Genomic DNA, 22,423 nt, shown 5'->3' with positions numbered 1-22,423 from the left:
CATGAATATGGTGGGGTAGAAATGTAATGAAATCACCCTAAAACAATGGGGGCAAAATCCAAATTATGGTAGAAAAGGATTGGTAGTATCTTGTGTCATTAATTCGTTTCCTTAGCTGGCTCCCCTCCATGAGGGGAGCTGTCGGCGAAGCCGACTGAGGGGAGGCAGTGCGAATTGGCCTGATTTCGGGAGTTCGCGGTGATGCTCCCCTCAGACCGCTTCGCGGCCAGCTCCCCTCATGGAGGGGAGCCAGACAAGGAAACGCGCTGATGAAGCATAGCCCCTAGCCCTCATACGCAGTCCCTAGCCCTCATACGCGTGTGGGGTGTGCCCCACAAGGAAGCACACCCCACACGCAAGCGGAAAGCCGGACAGTGGATCAGTACCAGTGATGCGTCGTCCAGAAGCTGTACGCGCCCTGAATCGACCCGTAGCGGCTGGCGCAGTAATTCCAGAACCACTTGAGCTGCGTCTGGTAGTTGGTCGCCCAGTCGGCGCCGACGGAGGCCATCTTGCTGCCGGGGAGCGCCTGGGCCAGGCCATACGCGCCGGAGCTGGCGTTTGTGGCGTTCACACGCCATCCGGATTCATGGTTGATGATGTAGACGGTGGCGGTGAAATCCGCCTCCGAATAACCGTTCGCCAGCAGATAGTCGTGTGCCCACGACTGCATGTCGCCGGCCGGGACCGTCGTGCCGATATTGGCCGCTGCGGCGGTGGGCGTCGTGCTGCCGGTGCCCACGAGGATGACCTTGTCGACCGGAGCCTTCTTCACGTATGAGGTGAACACATTGGAGGAGACGATCTTGTCGCCGGAGCGCGTGACCAGACTCGTGGTCTCCATCACGCCTTCCTCGCCTTCGTTCTCGACCTTCTCCTGCCCCTGCGGCAGGGAATCGGTCTCCTTCTTGACGGTGTTGAACGCGATCGGCTCCTCGTTGGTCTCCACCTGCGTGCCTGCGCGCTGGATGGTGATCACCGTCGACTCGCTCACCGGATCGGTGAGCTGCGGGCTGACCGAATCGTCGGGTTCAAGCGTGATGTTGCCCGCGTCGAGCACGGACTTGACGTCGGTGAAATCGGAGCCGAGGACGGTGCGGGATTCGCCGTTGATCTTCACCGTCACATAGGTCGTGTTCTTGTCGGCGCCGCGCATCGACTCACGGGCCTCGCCACGGGACACCTGCAGCGCATCGGCGTCGGTGGCCGAATACGACGTGACCTGCGACTGGGCAGCATGCTGGCTGGCCGCATAGAAATTGCGGGAGACGATGCCCGCACCCGCAAGCATGCCCGTGGCCGCGACAACCGCCGTGATCTTCATCCACTGGCGCTTGCTCAAAGACCTCAGCGTGGGCACTCGCTTGCTGTGATTGGCCATTATGCTCCTTGCTCGATCGACCCGTCGCCGGCTGACCTGTGCAGCCGGGCGGCACACACGATTCCTTAGTTTAGCGTCTGGCCGCGAAGTAGTGAAATCGTGAATATCGATGGGAAAACGGTTTGCGGTGAAGACGGGGAACGGTGCCGTCGATACCGTATGGACCACCCTCAGTCTCGCTTTGCGAGCCAGCCCTCCGGGCCCTGCAATCAAGGACGGCCTGCGGCCGCATATTCTTGCGCGACTGTCGTCGCGTCCTCGCCTACGGACGCCTCCGGCGTCCGCTACACGGCTCGGCCCGTCAACGGGAGCATACCAACTCTGGTTCACCGGAGCCGAAAACGGCCTTCCGCATGTGCACGGAAGGCCGTTTCCGACATCCTCGTCGTCGCTGAGACCCGAGGGGAGCGCATGCGAATCGGCTTGATTCCAAGTGTTCGTGGCAGTGCTCTCCTCAGGCCGCTTCACGGCCAGCTCCCCTCAGCGAGGGGAGCCAGATGTAGTACACGAACTTATGGCGCGGGATACCGGCCCCGCGTCGGGATAGGTTTTACTCCTCAGGCTTCTTGGGCTCCTCCTTGGCTGCGGCATCCAGATCGAGCGTCTTGGCCTGGGCGATCAGGTCGTCCAGATCCGGGGCGCGCAGGGCGCCGGCCTGCTTGAAGATGACCTGGCCCTTCTTGGCGATCATCAGCGTCGGCACGGCCTGGATGCCGGCGGCCTGCGCCAGTTCCTGATTGGCGTCGATGTCGACCTTGGCGAACACGATGTCGGGATTCGCCTCGCTCGCCTTCTCGAAAATGGGGCCGAACGCGCGGCACGGGCCGCACCAGGTCGCCCAGAAATCCACCAGCACCAGGTCGTTGTCGGTTATCGTCTTCTCAAAATCCTGCGTGGTTACCGCAACGGTCGCCATAGCCATCATCTCCTTTTGCGCATGTCATGCGCCTCTCCGGGCGTCGGCCCCATATGGCCGCCCGCCTGCGTGGTCAGCACCAATATCGCAGCACCACTCAACAAACTTCATCCTCCAGCCGAATCGCGCGGATCGCTCGCCGTGTCCGCGCGGCGGGTCTCCCGGCGAACCGCCCCCGCGCGTGTTCGCTGAGCGCGGGGAAACACGGAGGTCGCACGGGGTGGGCGATAATTGATGCTATGGCAGTCATGAATGATGAGGTGCCCGACGAGGGCGACTTCGACGCGGGCCGTCGCCGCGGGGAATTCGACAACATTACGCCTGAGGATTTCATCCACGGCACCGGCCGGGGCAATCCTCCCGGATGGCTCGGCCCGGCGGACATCGACCGCGCCCGCAGCCAGATGCCGATCGCATACGTGGAGATCGTCCCCGTGCGCACCGACGACCTCGGCCGCATCGCACAGATCGGCTTGCTGTTGCGCGTGGCCGACGACGGGTCGATCGAACGCACGCTGATCACCGGCCGCGTGCTCTTCCATGAGACGCTGCGCGAGGCTATCGCCCGCAATGTGGCCAAGGACCTGGGAGACATCGCCCTGCCGGTGCTGCCGCAGAGCCTGCAGCCGTTCACCGTGGCGGAGTTCTTCCCGACCCCGGGCATGTCCGAATACTACGATCCGCGCCAGCACGCGATCGCGCTGTGCTACGTGGTGACGATAGCGGGCGACTGCAAGCCCCAGGACGAGACGCTCGACGTGGAATGGGTGGACCCGCACGGCGATCTCATGGAGACCTTCCTCGCCCAGATGACCAACGGCCACGGCGACATCGTGCGCAAGGCGCTCGCCTGGGCCGGGGTCTGACAGACAAGCCGCCGGCGGCGCCCGAACAACGGGCCGCGGACCGGCCACGCCGGGCGTCGACGATCGATCAGTGATCGCCCGATGATTTTTGGAAAGCGATGAACATGCCAATCACATTGAACAACACGGTCTATCGCGGCGGGCAGGGCACGCCGCTGATACTGGTGCACGCGTTCCCGGTGGACCACCGCATGTGGGACGACTGCTCGGCAGCCGTCGCGCGCCTTGCGGACGAGGAGGGGCTGTCTCCGTTCCCCATCTGGGCGCCCGATATGCCGGGTGCCGGCGAAGGACCGATTCCCGGTGATGATTCCGGTACCGTTGCCGGCACCGAACCCGGTGACGCAGCCGATGCGGCGAGGGAGGCCGCGATCGCCGAGGCCTCCGGCGGCAGCGCCGCGGACGGTGCGTACGAACGGGCTCTGGACCTGCTGGCCGACGCCTATGTGGACTTGATGCATGCGGCCGGTTACCGCTCGGCGGTCTGGGCCGGGCTGTCGATGGGCGGCTACGTGATCCTCGACATCCAGCGGCGGCATCCCGATGCCGTGGCCGGTTTCGCCATGTGCGACACGAAGGCAGATGCCGACAGCCCGCAGCAGCGGGCGAACCGTTTGCGCGTCGCCAGCGCCTGCGCGAGCGGGCACACGGTCGAACCGGTGATGCACTTCGCCGAGGCGAACGAGCGGGATTCGAGCTTCAAACAGTCGGCGGAGGGCGAGGCGCTCTTTACCCGGTGGATCCGCGAACAGCGCCCGGAGGGCGTGGCATGGCGCCAGCGCATGGCCGCCGGCCGGCCCGACCTCAACGACCAGCTGCCGCTGATCAGCGCCCCGGCCGCCGTGATCTGCGGCGACAAGGACCCGTTCAGCCCGCCGTCCGCCATGAAGCCGATCGTCACGGCGATGACCGGCACCACGGCCGCATACACCGAAATCGCCGACTGCGGTCATTTCAGCGCGGTCGAGCACCCGGACGCGGTCGCGCGGGCGCTCGTGGATCTGGTGCGGTGCGCCGGCCGGCGGTCCGCGTTGATGGTCTGTTGAGCACTGGCTCCCCTCGGGGAGGGGAGCCACAGCTACGCGGAATCGCCGACGCCCGGTATCAGCTCCGACATAACGTCCAACAACACAAAGGAAAAACACGATGTTCTCACCACTGGCACTGACGCAAGCGCTGCCTTTCCTGCCGCTCGCGCAAGGTGATATCGACTATCAGACCGACCTGCGCGGCGAGGCGGGGCTGATCGGCACGGTGCTGGCCGACCCGGCCGCCAAGGTGATCCTCACGCGCAACGGCCGCATCGCCGTGCCCAAGGGCCAGGACAACATCGTCGACTACGAGAACGTGTCCATGCGACTGGCCACGCTGCCCGGGTCGTATGTGAGCGCCGAACTGGCATCCCATCCGCAGGCCGTGGCCATGTACCTGGGCCGGTATTCTGGCGAGCGCGGTGAACGGGTGGTCGCCGTCGACATCACTCGGATCGCGGATACGCCGGCGCCGGCCGAGGTGACGGTGCCGGATTCGGCCAGCACCGGAGCCGACGACGCCTTCGACGAGCATGACAACGGCGCCGGGAACGGCGGCGCGCCGAAGCCGAGCCTGTTGGAGCAGGCGGTGACGCGGTTCGACTGGGTGGATCTGCGCGGGTTCGCGCCGCACGCCTCGGCCCGCGAGGCGGGGCAGGCCACCAGCGCGATCCCGCTGAGCATCTGGCATAACCGTCAGCGGTTCTGCCCGACCTGCGGCGCGCCGGTCACGGCGGCGCTCGCCGGGTGGGCGCAGCGCTGCACGAACGAGGCCGACGGCCGCCGTCTGCTGTTCCCGCGCATCGAACCGGCCGTGATCACCGCGATCGTGGACAGCGAGGACCGTCTGCTGCTGCAGCACAACAGCGCATGGCGGGACGCCAGGCTGTATTCGGTGTCGGCCGGATTCGTCGAGGCCGGGGAGAACCTGGAGCACGCCGCCCGCCGCGAGGCCAAGGAGGAGACCGGCATCACGCTCGGCGAGGTCAAGTACCTCGGGTCGCAGCCGTGGCCGTTCCCCGCGTCGCTGATGATGGCGTTCAAGGCGCATGCGCTGACCACCGACATCACCGTGGACGGCGCGGAGACGATGACCGCGAGGTGGGTCACGCGCGACGAGTACACGGCCGAACTCGTCGCCGGGCGCATGGTTGCGCCGGGCAAGGCGACCATCGCCCGGTACATGATCGAGGAATGGTACGGCCGCGAGCTCTAGTGCGTGCGGTTTGCCGCTTCGTCGCTCCGCATTTCGTACTTCCGGCTCCCCTCGGTGAAGCTGAGCCGTGAAGCGACCGTTCCTTGGCTCCCCTCAGCGAGGGGAGCCAGATATCGGAAACGAACCCATGACGCGGACCACTAGTGGTTGCGGGCGCCATGGGCTAGAGTGGAGGGCTATGAGCGAAAACAACGAGGCACAGCCGCTGAACCTTGACATTCCCGATCACCTCTCGTATTCGGAGGAGCATGCGTGGGTGGACGAATCCGCGTCGCCGGCGATCGTCGGCATCACCGAATACGCGGCCAACGAGCTCGGCGAGCTCGTGTTCGTCGATCTGCCCGAGCCGGGGATTCGCGTCGAGGCCGGCGACGAGATCGTCGAGCTCGAGTCGGCCAAGGCGGTCCAGCCGTTCATCAGCCCGGTGTCCGGCACGATCAGCTACGTGAACCGCGACGCCTCCGACGACCCGAGCGTGATCACCAACGATCCGTACGGCGAGGGCTGGATCCTGAAGATCGAACTCGACGACGACGAGCCGGATCTGCTCACCGCGGGCGAATACGCGAAGCTGATCCGCTAGCGGCCGCCGGGCCGGGGCCCGGCACGCGGTTTCGCCGCTCGTAACGACCGGTCGGTTAATGACCGTATAGTGAGATTATGAGCAGGGTCAAGCAACACACACCGCCGATGGACGAGGACGACGAGATGGCGACCGTGCCGATCCCGGCGCGCAAGGTCGTCACCACGTTCGACGCCGCCTCGAAGCACGAGCGCATCGAGAACAAGCCGCTGCACGTGCAGGCGACGCGCCGCGCCATCACCAAGGGGTTCGGCCTGTGGGTGCGCTTCTCCACCAGCGTGGTGAAGCGGTGGGGCTGGTACCCGAACGTCGAGCCCTACGTCGGCTACGGCACCGATGACTACTCCCGCCTGATCTGCCGCACGATCTACGCGCCCCAGCGCGCGCAGGCCGGCAAGCTGACACGCGGCATCCACGGCATGCTCACCGTGCCCGCGGCGCGCCGGCAGGTGCGCATCTCCATCGACGACATGCCTCTGGAAACCGTGCAGGTCGGCCTGTCCGAGGCGTACGACCGGGTGGACCGCACCAAGGACACCGGCAGCGAGTACGCGATCTCCGACACCAGCGGCTATCTCGACCTGGTGGCCGAGCACCGCCTCGAACCGGGCATCCACAAGGTGTCGTATCAGGTCGAGCGCCGCAAGCCGGTCACCGCGAACCTGTTCACCATCCCCGACAGCGCGCGCGTCGGCGTCATCTCCGACGTGGACGACACCATCATGATCACGCAGGCGCCGACCCTGTGGAAGGCCGCCTACAACCTGCTGCTGCTCGACCCCAAGAAGAAGGCCTCCGTGCCGGGCATGAGCGTGCTGTTCACCAAGATCGCCGATCTGTTCCCCGATGCGCCTTTCTTCTACCTGTCGACCTCGCCGTGGAACGTGGAGAGCTCGATCCGCCACTTCATCATCGACCACGGCTTCCCGGAGGGCCCGCTGCTGCTGCGCGACCTCGACCCCCGGCCGAAGACCTTCGTCCCCTCCGGCGTGCAGCACAAGCTGGAGTTCGCCGAACAGCTCATGGCCGATTTCCCGGACATGAAGTTCATCCTGGTCGGCGACGACGGGCAGAAGGACCCGACCACGTACGCCACCATCGCGCGGCGCTATCCGGGCCGCGTGCTCGCGATCGGCATCCGCCAGCTGAGCCCGCGCGAATCGTCGGCGTTCTCGTCGATGGCCGGCATCACCTCCACGCAGCCCGTGCCGGTGACCGACGTGCCGGTGTTCACCGGCACCACCGGGTCGAACCTGATGAAGACCATGCTGCCGTACCTCAAGGAGCATGTGCGGTAGGAGCACGCGGGCCGTATAATCGCGTGCATGACCGACGATATGACACAGACGGCCGCGGCTGCGGCTCCGGCACCAGGCCGCACGGCGCCCGCGGCCGAGCCCCCGCGGGCCAAACGGGTGCCGTATGAGCGCACCTTTCACGGCGACACCTTCATCGACCCGTACGAATGGATTCGCGACAAGTCCTCGCCCGAGGTGCGCGACTACGTCGCCGCGCAGAACCGGTATTGCGACGCGCGCATGGCACCGTTGGGCGGCCTGCGCAGGACCCTGTTCGACGAGATCAAGTCGCGCGTGCAGGAGACCGACCTGTCCGTGCCGACCCGCGTGAACGGCTACTGGTATTTCACGCGCACCGTCGAGAGCCTGCAATACCCGATCAGCTGCCGCATGCCGATCCGCGCCGAGGACGATTGGGACCCGCCCGTCATCGACCCGGCGTCCGAGCCCGGCTCGATGCCGGGAGAGCAGATCGTGTTCGACTCGAACAGGGAATCGGCCGGCCACGACTTCTTCCGTCTGGGAGGGATGAGCCTGAGCCATGACGGACGGCGGATGCTGTACGGCGTGGACACCGCCGGCGACGAACGGTACGATTTCCGCATCCGCGACCTCGACACCGGCGACGAATCGCCCGAAACGCTGGAAGGTATCAGCGGGGCGTTCCTCACGCCCGACGGGCAGTGGGCGTTCTACACCGTGCTGGACGACGCGTGGCGCCCGTGCGCGGTGCGCCGGCACCGCGTCGGCACGCCGGTCTCCTCGGACGTCGAGGTGTTCCGCGAGTCGGACGAACGCTTCTGGGTGGGCGCCGGGCTGAGTTTCGACGAGCGCAACATCGTGATCGGCACGGGATCGAAGACCTCATGCGAGGTGTGGATGATGCCCGTCAGCGACCCCGAAGGCGAGTTCAGCGTCTTCATCCCGCGCGAACCCGACATCGAATACGATGTGAGCTTCGCCTGCTTCGAAGGCGCGGGGGAGCGGGGCGAGGACATTCCGATCGCTCTGGTGTGCCACAACGCGAACAACCCGAATTTCGAGATCGACGTGATCGACATGCGGTCCCATCAGCCGCCTTACCGGCTCGGCGAGGGCATGCGCGTTGCGGTCGGCTCCCCGTACGGCTGCGAGCGCGGCGACGCCGTGGAGCCCGGCGCGAGCGCGAAGCCGATCGGGGCCGGCTACGTCAACCCGGCCAATCCCGTGATCCTGCAGGGCGCGCATGGCCTGGCGGTCGAGGGCCTGTCGGTGTACCGCCATTTCGTCGCGCTGTCGTACCGTACCGACAGCCTGCCGCATGTGGCCGTGATGACCAAGGAGCAGGCGGTCGCCGACTTTCTCGCCGGGCGGCCGTGGTCGTTCCGCGAGCTGGTGCCGCCCGCGCTGGAGCACGATTGGGATGCCGACCTCGAGGCCGATGACGCCGAGACCGCGGCGTCGATGACCGGCGACGACGCGGCCGGTCCCCATCCGCACGACGCCGTCGCCGACGGTGGCGACAGGACCGGCGATGCCGGTGGCGATGTCGCGGACGCCCCCGTGATGGTGACGACCTGGGACGGGGCCGCGGACGATCTGCTGCCCGGCGAGACGCGGCGGCTGTATTCGATCGGCATCGGCGGCAACGCGTCGTACGAGGTGCCCCGGATGCGCTACTCCTTCTCGAGCTATACGCGGCCGGGCGAACTGCATGAGCTCGATCCGGCCACCGGCAGGGACGTGCTGCTCAAGAAAGCGGCGGTGCTCGGTGATTTCGACCCGCGCGACTATATGGAGCGCCGCGTGTGGATTACCGCGCGCGACGGCGAGCAGATCCCCGTCTCGCTGGTCTGGCGGCGCGACATCCCCGTGTCTGGTTCGGCCATGTTCATCATCGGGTACGGCGCATACGAGATCAGCTCCGACCCGGGGTTCTCCGTCGCGCGGCTGAGCATGCTCGACCGCGGCGTGCTCTATGCGGTGCCGCACGTCCGCGGCGGCGGCGAGATGGGGCGCGCCTGGTACGAGCAGGGCAGGCGCCTGAACAAGCGGCATACCTTCGAGGACTTCGTCGACGCGACCGCCGCGCTGCAGGACGCCGGGCTCGCCGATCGGCGCCGGACCGTGGCGGAAGGCGGTTCCGCTGGCGGCCTGCTCATGGGGGCTGTGGCGAATATGGCGCCGGACCGCTACGCGGGGGTCGAGGCGGACGTGCCGTTCGTGGACGCGCTGACCTCGATCCTCGACCCCTCGCTGCCCCTGACCGTCACCGAATGGGACGAGTGGGGCGATCCGCTGCACGACGCGGACGTGTACCGGTACATGAAGGGCTACACGCCGTACGAGAACGCGCCGGACCTGCCGGAGGGCAGCGACGCCGAGGCTTCGGCGCCCGCCCCGCGGTTCCCGCACATGTTCATCACCACCTCGATGAACGATACGCGAGTGCTCTACGTCGAACCGCTCAAATGGGCCGCCCGGCTGCAGCGCGCCGGCGTGGACGCGGTGATCAAGGTCGAGGTCGAGGCCGGGCACGGCGGCACGACCGGGCGTTACAAAGTGTGGGAGGAGGTCTCCTACGAGAACGCGTGGTGCCTGAGCCAGATGGGCATCGCGCACTAGCTCTGCGGTGTCCACCTGCTGAGCGGGGGGACACCGCGGCCGTGGCGCGCGAGTAGTCTCGCGTGCTATGAGCAAGACATATAACATCGCCGTGATTCCCGGCGACGGCATTGGCAAGGAAGTCACTCCGTGGGCTCAGCAGGCGCTGGAAAAGGCCGCCGAAGGCGTTGCGGACTTCACGTACGAGAACTTCGACCTCGGTGCGGAGCGCTATCTGCGCGACGGCGCGATCCTGCCCGACGACGAACTGGAGCGCATCAAGAAGACCGATGCGATCCTGCTGGGCGCCGTCGGCGACCCGCGCATCAAAGCCGGCATCCTCGAGCGCGGCCTGCTGCTCAAGCTGCGCTTCGCGCTCGACCAGTACGTGAACCTGCGCCCGTCCAAGCTGTACAAGGGCGTCACGTCGCCGCTCGCCAACCCGGGCGACATTGACTTCGTGGTGGTGCGCGAGGGCACCGAGGGCCTGTATTGCGGCGCCGGCGGAGCGGTCCGCCGCGATACCCCGGCCGAGGTCGCCACCGAGGTGTCGATCAACACCGCATACGGCGTGGAGCGCGTGGTCCGGTACGCCTATGAGCTGGCCATGAAGCGTCGCAAGCACATCACGCTCGTGCACAAGAAGAACGTGCTGGTCAACGCCGGCGACATGTGGCAGCGCATCGTCGACCGCGTCGGCGAGGAATACCCGGAAGTCACGCACGACTACCAGCACATCGACGCGGCCACGATCTTCCTGGTGTCCAACCCGAGCCGGTTCGACGTGATCCTCACCGACAACCTCTTCGGCGACATCCTCACCGACGAGGCGGGCGCCGTGGTCGGCGGCGTGGGCTATTCCGCGTCCGGCTGCATCAACGCCTCCAACGAGTATCCGTCGATGTTCGAGCCGATCCACGGCTCCGCGCCCGACATCGCCGGCCAGGGCAAGGCGAACCCGACCGCCGCCATCCTGTCCGCCGCGATGCTGCTGCGCCACCTCGGCTTCGACGAGGCCGCCGCCCGCATCGACGCCGCCGTGGAGGCGGACATCGAGGAGCTGGGCTCCACCGTGCGCTCCACCGAACAGGTCGGCAAGGATATCCTCGCGCGCATGTAGCGCCGTCCGGTCGGGCCCGAAGCGGCAGTCGCGCCGCGGTCCGACCCGTGTGTATCGTCATACGGCCGCCGTATCGTCATCGAACGATACGGCGGCCGTTATGCTCGGTGGCTCGTCCCGCGAATACGTGATGCATGCCTCCGTTGGATGGAGCAACCAGCCAACCATGTACGGGACGGACCGCCAGTGGTCCGCGCCGTTGCATTCGTTGATTAATTCTGGCTCCCCTCAGAGAGGGGAGCCAGGTATGGCGTATGAACGTACGATGCTGGATACCGGTAGCCCGCATCATGGCATGGATCGTCGCGTCCGGTTCCCTCGCTGCGGCTGGGCCGCGTGCCTTCCGTCCACATGCTGGTCATCGAGCTGCTTGTTCGTTCGGATTCGACGGGTGCCCGGCCCGAATTCGGGCAAGTCCTCGCCTCTGCGCCGCATTGTCGGTCCGGTGCGTCGTTCGGGTGGGCGGTCCAATTCGAGTAGGGGTATCTTCGGGGATTTTTCAGGGTGTCCATACGCGAGTGCCGAGTGCGATGCCGGATAGTGTGGAGCCATGAACGAGCACAATAACAGCGGTCCGCAGCAGCCGGACGAGAACGCATCGTACGATGCGCAGTTGCCATACGCGCAGTCCGGGCAGCAGCCCGGTGCGTACCAGCAGTCATATCAGCAGTACGGATACGGTCAGGGTGGTCCCGATACGGGCCAGCCGGGGTCGTACCAGCAGTCCGATCCGCAGCGGCCAAGTCAGCAGCCGGGGCAGCAACCGACCGATCAGCCGGCAGCGGATCAGTCGTACGGGCAGCCGCAATACGGCCAGTCCGCATACGATCAGCCGGCGGAAGGCCAGCCAGCAGAGGGGCAGCAGCCGTATCAGCAGAGCGCCTACGATCAGCAGGCATACGGGCAGGTCCCGTACCAGGACCAGTATGCCCAGTCCGGCGGCCAGCAGGGCCAGCCGCAATATGGCCAGCAGGGCCAGCCCCCGTACGGTCAGCAGTACGCGCAGCCGCAATATGACCAGCAATATGGGCAGCAGCCCGCATACGGCCAGCAATACGCGCCGTACGGATCCGATGTGCCGCCGGGCTATGTGCCGCGCCAGAAACTGGTCGCCGGGCTGCTCGGCATCTTTCTGGGCGGGCTTGGCATCCATAATTTCTATCTGGGCCACACCGGAAAGGCCATCGCCCAGCTGCTACTGTCCTTGGTCGGCTGGCTGGTCATCGTCGGTCCCGCCATCTCCGTGATCTGGTCCTTGGTGGAAGGCGTGCTGATCCTGTGCTCGAACTACGGGTCGCCGTGGCATCGCGATGCCCACGGCGTGGAGTTGCGCGACTGACACGATGAGCGTTCCGCCCCGTCACGCCGGCGTGACAGGGCGGAACGAGCACTGGCGCGAGGGCCACCCTGCCGCTGCGGAGACGCCGCCGTATGGGCGGCATGCGGATGGACGCGTCGTACAGGTGGCTTGACTGGGCGTCGCCGGGTGCCGGGCTGCCCGTCACGCCGGGAGCGAATATCGAGTGTGGCGTGTGGGTGCGCCTACCATAAGCGATGTGAACGAGATGACGAACGTGAACGACGGCGAGCACGCCACGGTGGATCCCGTCGGTGTGGCCGGCGAGCCGACGGCGGCCGATATGGCACGTCCCGGGGCCGGGAACGGCGCGGCAGCTGGGAGCCATTCGAGCCGCGGCGAATACAAGACGCCGGGCGGCAAGCTGGTTGGCGTCACCATCCTGCGCAATGCCGAGGCCGCGGCAGGTGAGGGTGGCGACGGCAACGCGGCCGTATTATGCCGTTTGGACGGCGATTTCTTCGTCGACGACGCCGACAACCCCGGCGGCGACGAAGCAGCCGGCAACCATGCCGACGCGGCGTCCGCGCTGATCGCCGACATCGAGCGCACGCTGCTCGGCGGGCAGTCGGCACGGTACGCGATCGCGCGCCATCCGGAGGTGCGGTTGGTCGGGGCGGACGCGGCCGCGATCGATGCGGCGTTCGCGCGCGCATGGTCGGGCTGGAGCGGTCGGCGTGAAGCCCGGGACCCGGCTCCGGCCGCGGCTCCGGGGGCAGTGGCGCATCCCGCGGCGAGCCCTGCCCCGGCACCCATGAAGAACGGGACGCGCGACGATGACGGCGAGGAGGCCGAATGGCGCCGGCGCTGGGCGGCGCTGCATCCCACGGTCGTCGTGGATGAACCGCGTGGCCCCGAAGAGCAGATGCGCATTGACGAACAGTGGTCGCGCGACGTGGCGCAGGGGCGCCGCGGCCCGACGGTCCGATTCTGGCAGTGGGCGGCACCGGCCGTGGTCATCGGCCGGTTCCAGTCCCTGCCCGACGAGGTGCACGAGGACCGCGCGGCGAGCGAAGGCTTCGTGGTGGTCCGCCGGTGCACGGGCGGCGGGGCCATGTTCATCGAACCGGGCAACACCATCACCTATTCGCTGTACGCGCCGCGGTCCTTCGTGGAGGGGGTCGGCGTCGAGGCATCCTACCGCCTGTGCGACCAGTGGCTGATTGACGCCCTGCGCGGGCTCGGCGTCGACGCCCGGTTCGCGGGGATCAACGACATCGCCTCGTCGCACGGCAAGATCGGCGGAGCGGCGCAGCGTCGGTTCGCCGGTCCGGTCGGCGCGGTGCTGCACCACGTGACGATGGCCTACGACATCGACGCCGAGAAGATGGGCCGGATCCTCAACGTATCCGCGGAGAAGATGTCGGACAAGGCGGTCCGGTCGGCGCGCAAAAGGGTCGATCCGCTGCGCTCGCAGACCGGGCTGAGCCGCGGTCAGATCGTCGACCGTCTGGTCGGATATTTGAGGAAACGGTGAGAGGAACCCGCGGGGGCGAGGCAAACCGACTACAATGTGACCAGCCAACGAAAAACGTGTCTAATGAGGAACGCGTCTGCGGCAAGTGGCAAGGAGGGGTGGATGAGCGCAGTCACACCGAATGCGATACACGATGACGGCAACACGCTGTTGCACACGGTCCTGTTCGCGCAGGTGTCGCCCGATCAGGCCGAGGAGCTGCTGCCGCATCTGCGCCGTGCGACGTATGACAAGGGCGATTACATCTTCAGCGAGGGGGACACCGACCACCGCATGTACCTGCTGGAGGACGGCAAGGTCAAGCTGATCCGGGAGTCGTCGGACCGCCGCGTGCAGCTGCTGTCGATCCACGCGCGCGGCGAGGTGCTGGGGGAGATCCCGGTGTTCGACCCGCACGGCGGGCCCCGCACCGCCTCGGCCGTGGCCATGGTGAACGGCACCAACGTGGTGTGGCTGGAGCACGACGCGCTGTTCGCCTGGCTGGACAAGCACCCGCGCGTGGCCGTGGACATGCTGCAGGTGCTGGCGGCGCGCATGCGCGGCAACAACGAGCAGATCGCCGACCTGGTGTTCATGGACGTCCCGGCGCGTCTGGCGAAGACGCTGCTGAACCTGGCCAGCCGGTTCGGCGAGCCGGTCGAGGAGGGGCTGCTGGTGCCGCACGACCTTACGCAGGAGGAGATGGCGCAGCTGGTCGGCTCCTCACGTGAGACCGTGAACAAGGCACTCACCGATTTTTCGAACCGCGGATGGATCACGCGCAGGGGCCGTTCGATCGTGATCTACCAGCCCGGCATGCTGATTCGCCGCTCCCGCCGGTAGCGGCGTTCGGCACTCGGCCAGGCGGTCGGGTGGCCGGTCGGAACGGCCGCGGACCGGCCGGGAACACGCGCCGGCGCATCTCCCGCGGGGCGGTACCGTGCCTCGTTCACGCCCGAGCGTCAAGGCTCCGTTCAGGCGTTCTTATGGTCGCGAGGGTTTTGTAACGAAATTCTACGTGATGCGCCGCCATGGCGGCTAGGTAGACCCGCCCCCTTAGAATGGGCAGCATGCCCAAGAAGAAGTCCCTGACCGTATCACGCGTGTTTACCCTGATTCTGGCCTACCTGACGCTGTGCGTCTCCGGTGGTGCCGTCACCAGTCTGCTGTTCCTGCCCGGTGTGCTCGGCGTGAACAAGGTCGCGCAGGCGGTCATGCCTTCTCTGCAGGTCGAGGGCATCGATTTCGACGTGACCAGCCTGCCGCAGAAGTCCACCATGTACGCGTCCGACGGCAAGACCAAACTCACCGAATTCTACGAGGACAACCGCATCGTCGTGCCGATCAAGGACGTGTCCAAGTACATGCGCCAGGCCGTGGTGGCCCGTGAGGACCGCCGTTTCTTCGACCATTCCGGCGTGGACGTGCAGGGCGTGCTGCGCGCGTTCGTGCAGACCTACATCCTCAAGCGCGACATGCAGGGCGGCTCGTCGCTGACCCAGCAGTACGTCAAGAACGTGCTGGTGGTGCAGGCCGAGGAGAGCAACGACCCCATAGCCCAGTACCACGCCACCGAGGACACCATCGCGCGCAAGCTGCGCGAGATGCTGATCTCCGTGCAGATGGAGAAGAAGTACTCCAAGCTGGAGATCCTGCAGGGCTACCTCAACGTGGCGCAGTTCGGCTCCAACCGCCTCTATGGCGTGGAAACCGCCGCACGCCGCTATTTCAACGTGTCGGCGAAGGATCTCAACATCGTGCAGTCGGCCACGATCGCGGCCATCACCAAGAACCCGCAGAACTACGACCCGTCGATCGAGGCGAACCAGAAGGAAGCGCAGAAGCAGCGCAACATCGTGCTCGACCTGATGCTGCAGGAGGGGTACATCACCCAGAAGGAGCATGACGAGGCCCATGACACGCCGATCCAGGACACGCTGAACATCCAGCAGATGAACTCCGGGTGCCAGTACGCCGGCGACTACGGCTTCTTCTGCTCGTACGTGACCAAGCAGATCCTCAACTCCGAGGCCTTCGGCAAGACGCAGGCGGAGCGCGACCAGCTGCTCAAGGAGGGCGGCCTGACCATCATCACCACGCTCGACGTGGACGCCAACAGCCTGCTGATGGAAACCGCGCGCAACACGATTCCCCCCGACGACCCGAGCGGCATGGAGATCATGATGGCCTCGGTGAAACCGGGCACCGGCGAGGTGCTCGGCTTCGGCCTGAACCGAACCTACGACACGACGTCGGCCGCCGACACGGACCCGACGAAGTCGGCCCAGAACTACGCGGTCGACGAGATAGACGGCGGCGGCGCCGGCTTCTCGATCGGTTCCTCGTGGAAGCCGATCAACCTGATCGCGTGGATGCAGGCCGGCCATTCGATCAACGAGAACCTGCAGACCACCACCAGATACCCGACCACCGAGTTCAACTGCTCCGGCGCCGCGGACGGCGTGAACGACTACGTCGGCGGCAGCGACTCGTGGGACGTGCAGAACGCGTTGACCTCGGGCACGGTCAACCCGGAGAGCCCCTTCCTCGGCTTGGTGCGCTCGCACAACACCACGCAGGCGTCGATCGGCGCGATCATCGGCCTGTGCAAGATCGCCAAGGCGGCGACCGAGGTCGGATACCACGACGCGCACTCCGGCGAGACCATCGACAAGACCGCGTCGTACACGCCGTCGATGACCATCGGCTCGGTGAACGTCTCCCCGCTGACCATGGCGAACATCTACGCCACCTATGCGGCCAACGGCGTCGCATGCACACCGATCGCGATGACCAAGGTCACCAAGGACGACGGCACCGAGCTCGAGGTGCCGAAGGCCAACTGCCACCAGGCCGTCGATCCGGAGATCATCCAGACGCTCGCCTACACGCTCAACCAGGGCGTGACGCGGCCGGACGGCGCCGGCGGCTCCGCGCAGCTCGACAACGGGCGCAAGACCTTCGCAAAGACCGGTACCAACGGCGATACGTACGTGTCGACGGGCGGGTTCATCCCCAACCAGATCGCCACCTTCGTGCTGGTCGGCGATGTGCAGAACCCGAACGCGAACCGTATGGCGAACGTCGCGATCAACGGCGTGTACCGCACCATGTGGGATGGTTCGATGATCGCGGCACCCGCGTGGAAGGCGTTCAACAACGCCTACGCCGAGCGCAAGCAGTTGCCGATCGACAACGATTACGGGCAACCGTCGTCGAAGTACACGGCGACCAGCAATACGGTCACCTCGATCCAGGGCGTGACCAGCACGCTGCAGCAGCGTTCGTCGAACTCGAACAGCAATTCGAACAATCAGCAGAACAATTCGAATAACCAGCAGAACGGCAACAACACGAACAACAACAATTCGAATAACAATTCGAACAACCACTGACGGCGGTTCCGCCGCGTCCCGCAGAGCCGTTCCAGTGACGGCATGGTGAACGCGCGGATACGGCACGGTGAACGCGCCGCCGTCATGACGAACGCCCGCCCGAAACGGCGGGCGTTCGTCATACAATGGCCTAGTGGTTCGCCGATATGGCGATGCGCCGCTCCAGAGGCGCCGGCGGATCGCGCGGAACGCACCGGGCGCAGGGCGGCGGGTCGCCGCCGGGCCGGACGCTCCGCAGCAACGGAAGACATGAACGGAGGGGTCGTATGAGCGATACGACGAATAAGACCGATGGCGGCAAGAAGGCCAAGAAGGGCAAGAAGAACAAGGAGCCCCAGGCCACGCTGTTCACGCCGATGACGCTGCGCGGCCTCACCGTGCGCAACCGCATCTGGATGCCGCCGATGGACACCTATTCGGCGACGGCCCGCGACGGCAAGCCCACGACGTTCCACTACCAGCACTACGTGTCCCGCGCGATGGGCGGCTTCGGCATGATCATCGCCGAGGCGACCGCCGTCTCGCCGGAAGGGCGCATTTCGCCGTGCGACGTCGGCCTGTGGAACGACGACCAGGTCGAGGCGTGGCGTTGGATCGTGGACGGCGTGAAGGCCGCCGGCGCGGTCGCCGCCGTGCAGCTCAACCACTCCGGGCGCAAGGGCTCGACCGGGTGCTTCGGCGTCGGATACGCCGACCAGAGCGTGCCCGTCGAGGAGGGCGGATGGCAGACCGTGGCGCCGAGCCCCATCGCGTACGGCCATTATGCGATGCCGCGCGAGCTGAGCGTCGAGGAGATCCACGGCATCGTGAACCAGTTCCGCGATGCCGCCGGCCGCGCCGTGGCCGCCGGCTTCCAGGCCATCGAGCTGCACGCCGCCCACGGATACCTGATCTCGCAGTTCCTCGATCCGCTCAGCAACGAGCGCACCGACGAGTACGGCGGCGACTTGGCCGGCCGCATGCGCCTGCTGGTCGAGATCGCCGACGCGGTGCGTTCGGTGATCCCCGAGGACATGCCGCTGCTGACGCGCATTTCCGCGACCGATTGGGCGGCCGGCGGATGGGACCTCGATCAGACGATCGAGGTGTCGAAGGTGCTCAAGGAGCATGGCGTCGATCTGATGGACGTGTCCACCGGCGGCATGGTGCCGAACGTGACCGTTCCCGTGCAGCCCAACTACCAGGTGCCGTTCGCCACGCAGGTGCGCCTCGCCGCGGATATGCCGACCACGGCGGTCGGCCTGATCACCAAGCCGAAGCAGGCGGCCAAGATCGTGGCCAAGGGCGAGGCCGACGCGGTCGAGATCGGCCGCGCCTCGCTGCGTGACCCGTACTGGCCGCTGCGCGCCGCCAGCAAGCTGGGCGTGCCGGTCGCCGAGGCCCCGTACCAGCCGCAGTACGTGCGCGGCGCCTACTGATGCGAATGCGGCGCGCCGGTATCGTCGGTATCCTGCGTCATTGCATAAGTCGCTGACGAATAATTATGGCTCCCCTCTTTGAGGGGAGCCATAATCGTAGGTCAGGCGTCCACACCGACCGCGTCGGCCACGTGCTCGAAGCCGTCGCGCTTGAGCAGTTCGGCCAGTCCGCGCTTGAGCACGGTGATCTGCTGTGGTCCGCGGTACATCAGCGCGGAGATGAACATGACCAGGCTCGAGCCGCTGCGGATCTTCTCGTACGCCTGCTTCGGCGTGAATACGCCGCCGATGCCGGCGATGGCGAACCGTTCGCCGTACTCGCGGTACACTTGGCGGATCATCGCGTTGCTGGCGCGGTAGGTCGGGCCTCCGGACAGGCCGCCCTCCCAGTCGCGCGGAATCTCCAGCCCGGTGCGGTCCTTCTGCAGGTTCGCGATGCTCAGTGCCTGCACGTTGTGCTCCGCGAGCACGTCGAGCAGCGCCTTGAACTCGCCCCAGCTCTTGTTGAGCGGCATCTTGACCAGCGTCGGCTGCGGGCGGTCGATCTTGTCCAGTTCGGTGAACAGCCGGTCAAGCGCCTCGGGGCTTTCGTTGAACGGCTCGCCGGCCATCGTGTTCGGGCAGGAGATGTTCACCTCAACCATGGCGGAGCGCCCGGCCGCGCGGCGCATCGACGTGCAGTAGTCCTCGATGCCCTCGGCGAGGTCGCCGGTGTTGCCGTCGTTGGTGCGCGCGATCGACACGGACACCTGCAGGGTTCTGGCCTTCGTCCAGGCGTGTTCGGCGCGTTCGATGACCTTGTCGGAGCCGTCGTTGGCCAGGCCGACGTGCACCATCATCGAATCGTATTCGGGCAGACGGTGGAACCACGGCTTCGGGTTGCCGGCGCAGGGGCGCGCGGTGGTCGACCCGACCGTCTCGAAGCCGAATCCGACGTTGTCCATGAGCACGGGCATGTCGCAGTTCTTGTCCAATCCGGCGGACAGGCCGAAGGGGTTGGCGAAGTGCACGCCCATCACGTCGGTCTCCAGCACCGGATCGGTGTAGTCGAGCATCTCGCGCAGCAGCCACATGAGCGGGGGGATGTTCTTGGTGACGCGGCAGAAGTCGATCATCTGGTCGTGCGCCACGTCGGGCGTGTGGTTGAACACGAAATGAGGCTTGATGATGTGCTTGTACCCGAAGGAGAACAGGTCGGTGGTGGCTTTGTTCACGGCGTCGTGCCAGAAGCTGTCAGAAACGTAGGTCATGCCCTTATTGTGTCACCTTCGCGGGAGGAATGCCAGTGTGAGGAATGCCGGTGCGCGGGAATGCCGGCGTATGGGGCGCGGGATGCGGGGCGCGGGGCGCCCGCTGCGCGCCGATCGCGAGTTGTCGGTGCGCGGGTGTCGGAAGATCCCTGTTTGTAACGTTCCAAACGCGGTATTCGACGCTGGGCAACCGGTTGCTATACCGGGGCATGCACCGACAACTCGCGATTCGTGTGCAGTGCGTGATGCTTGGTATCTTGTAAAAGTGAGATTTTGTGCGCTTTTCACAGAATTATGTGTGATTGCTTGCTTGTTTCCTCAGGAAACGCTCATATCAGTTTGTTTTATGCGCATATGTGTGCGATAATGTTCGAATGATATCCTCACAACGTCAGCATCTGATACTGAGCAGGTTGCGTACCCGCGGTGCGGTGCGCATCACCGCGCTGTCCAAGGAACTCGGCGTTTCCGCGATGACCATTCGCCGCGATATCGCCGAATTGTCCGACAAGGGGCTGCTCAAGCGCGTCCATGGCGGCGCGGTTACCACCAGCACCCTCCTGTCCGAGCCGTTGTTCTCCGTAAAGTCGCAGATGGACATCGGACTCAAGGACGCCATCGCGCAGGAAGCCGTCAAATACGTGGCCCCGGGCGACGTGATCGCCATCGGCGGCGGCACGACCGCCTACGTGTTCGCGCAGCACCTGCTCGAATCCCAACAGTCCAGCGGCATCACCATCCTGACCAATTCGATCCCCGTGGCCGAGCTTGTGCAGGCCCTCGAATCGAAGGACGTGGAGGTGATCGTCACCGGCGGCGTGATCACCCGGTCGAATTCCCTCGTCGGGCCCATCGCCGACAAGGTTGTCGCGTCGCTGCGCGTCAACACCGTATTCCTCGGCACCCACTCCGTGTCCGTGCCGCGCGGCTTCCTCATGCCCAACTCGCTGGAGGCCGCAACCGATATGGCGATGATGGACATCGCCGATCGGACGATTATCCTCACCGATCACACCAAATGGAGCTGCACGTCGCTGTCGCTGTTCGCGCGCTTCGATCAGGTGGACACGGTGATCACCGACGACGGGCTCGATTCCGATTCCGCCGCCAAAACCAAGGATTTGGTCAAAGAGCTCGTGCTGGCCCATCAGCATGAGCGGGAAGAAGAAAGTGAGTAGAATATGACATTCACCAGCTACACGCCTGGAGAATACGCGAAGAAGCACATTCGGATCACGCCGACCACGTTGGCCGACGGCCGTGATTTCTTCTACCTCGACGACGATCCGGAGTACGTTTCCGGCGCCAAGACCCGCGAGCTCAAGGACCCGCGCCCGCTGGACTACCGCTTCGCGCCGCATCTCGACGCCGACGGCAACGAGGTGCCGTACGCCGCCCCGCAGATGCGCCGCGACCCGCTGACCGGCGACTGGATCCCTATGGCGACCGCGCGCATGAACCGCCCGATCACCGCCGGCCCCGGCGCCACCGCCAAGGGCAACCCGTTGGCCGCCCGCAAGCCCGGCGACCCGTACCAGGACGGCGAGGTGCCGGACACCGACTACAACGTCGTCGTGTTCGAGAACCGCTTCCCGTCGATGGTGCGCGTGCCCGGCGTCTCCGAGGACGTGAGCTACGTCGACGGCAACCCGCTGTGGGAGAAGAAGCTCGCCGCGGGCCGCTGCGAGGTCATCTGCTTCGACCCGAACGAGGACGGCCTGCCGGCCGATCTGCCGGTGTCCCGTCTGCGCACGGTCGTCGAGGCCTGGGCCTTCCGCACCGCCGAGATCTCCAAGATGGAGGGCATCGAGCAGATCTTCCCGTTCGAGAACCATGGCCAGGAAATCGGCGTCTCGCTGGCCCACCCGCACGGCCAGGTCTACTGCTACCCGTTCATCGCCCCGAAGATGGAGAAGGAGCTGCAGCACACCGAGGCCTACCACGAGAAGACCGGCGGCAACCTGCTCAAGGACCTCATGAACGTCGAGCTGGAGGCCGAGGAGCGCGTCGTGATGCGCAACCACAGCTGGGTCGCCTACGTGCCGGCCGCCGCCCGTTGGCCCCTCGAGGTCCACGTCGCCCCGGTGCGCGACGTGCTCACCCTCGACCAGCTCAACGACGACGAGCGCTGGGACCTCGCCTCCATGTACTCCCACCTGCTCAAGCGCGGCAACGCCTTCTTCGACAAGGGCGACGGCAAGGGCATGGACCTGCCGTACATCGCCGCCTGGCACCAGGCCCCGATCCACGACGTCCGCCGCGAGAACTACCGCCTGAACCTGCAGTTCTTCTCCTTCCGCCGCGCCGCCAACAAGATCAAGTACCTCGCCGGCTCCGAGTCCGGCATGGCCGCCTGGATCTCCGACACCACGCCGGAGCTCATCGCCAAGCGCTTCCACGAGCTGGGCGCGGTCGACATCGCCGACTGATCGCATTATGGTGGCTCCCCTCTGTGAGGGGAGCCGTCGCCATAGGCGACTGAGGGGAGTATGACGGTACGCTCCAATGCTCCCCTCGGTCCGCTTCGCAGCCGGCTCCCCTCAAGGAGGGGAG

The 22,423-nt window shown here is 66.1% G+C and carries 17 protein-coding genes; 14 read left to right on the top strand and 3 right to left on the bottom strand.

What is annotated here, in order from left to right; genetic code table 11:
• Positions 1–379: 379 nt before the first annotated feature.
• The gene (locus BBSC_RS10300; RefSeq protein ID WP_033517354.1) at positions 380–1,381 is read right to left on the bottom strand and encodes an aggregation-promoting factor C-terminal-like domain-containing protein; all 1,002 of its coding nucleotides are present in this window, start codon (positions 1,379–1,381) and stop codon (positions 380–382) included.
• 550 nt (positions 1,382–1,931) lie between these two features.
• Positions 1,932–2,297 carry a thioredoxin gene (gene trxA, locus BBSC_RS10295; RefSeq protein ID WP_033517352.1) on the bottom strand — a complete coding sequence of 122 codons (366 nt, stop codon included), beginning with the start codon at positions 2,295–2,297 and terminating at the stop codon, positions 1,932–1,934.
• Between the two features lie 239 nt (positions 2,298–2,536).
• Here trxA and BBSC_RS10290 point away from each other — a divergent pair, with 239 nt between their 5' ends.
• The 12 genes from BBSC_RS10290 to BBSC_RS10235 all read left to right on the top strand — a co-directional run bounded on the left by BBSC_RS10290 (position 2,537) and on the right by BBSC_RS10235 (position 18,620).
• Positions 2,537–3,163: an NUDIX hydrolase family protein gene (locus tag BBSC_RS10290; protein ID WP_033517350.1), complete on the top strand. Its 627-nt coding sequence runs from the start codon at positions 2,537–2,539 to the stop codon at positions 3,161–3,163.
• A 104-nt stretch (positions 3,164–3,267) separates the two neighbouring features.
• Positions 3,268–4,209: an alpha/beta fold hydrolase gene (locus BBSC_RS10285; RefSeq protein WP_046726235.1), complete on the top strand. Its 942-nt coding sequence runs from the start codon at positions 3,268–3,270 to the stop codon at positions 4,207–4,209.
• A 100-nt stretch (positions 4,210–4,309) separates the two neighbouring features.
• Positions 4,310–5,410, top strand: a complete 1,101-nt coding sequence (nudC, locus tag BBSC_RS10280) for an NAD(+) diphosphatase (protein ID WP_033517348.1) — start codon at positions 4,310–4,312, stop codon at positions 5,408–5,410.
• Positions 5,411–5,588: 178 nt separating this feature from the next.
• Complete coding sequence (gene gcvH, locus BBSC_RS10275) at positions 5,589–5,993, top strand: glycine cleavage system protein GcvH (RefSeq protein ID WP_033517346.1); 405 nt, start codon at positions 5,589–5,591, stop codon at positions 5,991–5,993.
• Between the two features lie 77 nt (positions 5,994–6,070).
• A complete protein-coding gene (locus tag BBSC_RS10270; protein WP_046726229.1) occupies positions 6,071–7,291 on the top strand; it encodes an App1 family protein in 1,221 nt (406 codons plus the stop codon).
• Between the two features lie 27 nt (positions 7,292–7,318).
• Positions 7,319–9,895 (top strand): S9 family peptidase, encoded by a 2,577-nt coding sequence (locus BBSC_RS10265; RefSeq protein ID WP_033517344.1) that lies wholly within the window; start codon positions 7,319–7,321, stop codon positions 9,893–9,895.
• 67 nt (positions 9,896–9,962) lie between these two features.
• Complete coding sequence (locus BBSC_RS10260; RefSeq protein ID WP_033517342.1) at positions 9,963–10,994, top strand: 3-isopropylmalate dehydrogenase; 1,032 nt, start codon at positions 9,963–9,965, stop codon at positions 10,992–10,994.
• 550 nt (positions 10,995–11,544) lie between these two features.
• Positions 11,545–12,333: a TM2 domain-containing protein gene (locus BBSC_RS10255; protein ID WP_051923243.1), complete on the top strand. Its 789-nt coding sequence runs from the start codon at positions 11,545–11,547 to the stop codon at positions 12,331–12,333.
• 301 nt (positions 12,334–12,634) lie between these two features.
• Positions 12,635–13,828 carry a lipoate--protein ligase family protein gene (locus BBSC_RS10250; protein ID WP_046726237.1) on the top strand — a complete coding sequence of 398 codons (1,194 nt, stop codon included), beginning with the start codon at positions 12,635–12,637 and terminating at the stop codon, positions 13,826–13,828.
• A 102-nt stretch (positions 13,829–13,930) separates the two neighbouring features.
• The gene (locus BBSC_RS10245) at positions 13,931–14,650 is read left to right on the top strand and encodes a Crp/Fnr family transcriptional regulator (protein ID WP_033517340.1); all 720 of its coding nucleotides are present in this window, start codon (positions 13,931–13,933) and stop codon (positions 14,648–14,650) included.
• Between the two features lie 218 nt (positions 14,651–14,868).
• Complete coding sequence (locus BBSC_RS10240) at positions 14,869–17,202, top strand: transglycosylase domain-containing protein (RefSeq protein WP_033517338.1); 2,334 nt, start codon at positions 14,869–14,871, stop codon at positions 17,200–17,202.
• 266 nt (positions 17,203–17,468) lie between these two features.
• Complete coding sequence (locus BBSC_RS10235; RefSeq protein WP_033517337.1) at positions 17,469–18,620, top strand: NADH:flavin oxidoreductase/NADH oxidase; 1,152 nt, start codon at positions 17,469–17,471, stop codon at positions 18,618–18,620.
• A 101-nt stretch (positions 18,621–18,721) separates the two neighbouring features.
• Here BBSC_RS10235 and BBSC_RS10230 read toward each other — a convergent pair whose 3' ends face one another.
• A complete protein-coding gene (locus BBSC_RS10230) occupies positions 18,722–19,870 on the bottom strand; it encodes a quinone-dependent dihydroorotate dehydrogenase (RefSeq protein WP_033517335.1) in 1,149 nt (382 codons plus the stop codon).
• A gap of 374 nt (positions 19,871–20,244) precedes the next feature.
• Here BBSC_RS10230 and BBSC_RS10225 point away from each other — a divergent pair, with 374 nt between their 5' ends.
• Both BBSC_RS10225 and galT read left to right on the top strand, forming a co-directional pair.
• Positions 20,245–21,048, top strand: a complete 804-nt coding sequence (locus BBSC_RS10225; protein ID WP_033517333.1) for a DeoR/GlpR family DNA-binding transcription regulator — start codon at positions 20,245–20,247, stop codon at positions 21,046–21,048.
• A gap of 3 nt (positions 21,049–21,051) precedes the next feature.
• The gene (gene galT / locus BBSC_RS10220) at positions 21,052–22,299 is read left to right on the top strand and encodes a galactose-1-phosphate uridylyltransferase (protein ID WP_033517331.1); all 1,248 of its coding nucleotides are present in this window, start codon (positions 21,052–21,054) and stop codon (positions 22,297–22,299) included.
• Positions 22,300–22,423: the final 124 nt, after the last annotated feature.

It is taken from the genome of Bifidobacterium scardovii JCM 12489 = DSM 13734 (genome assembly GCF_001042635.1).
GTDB lineage: Bacteria > Actinomycetota > Actinomycetes > Actinomycetales > Bifidobacteriaceae > Bifidobacterium > Bifidobacterium scardovii.
This window is presented reverse-complemented; position numbering and strand designations above follow the sequence as displayed.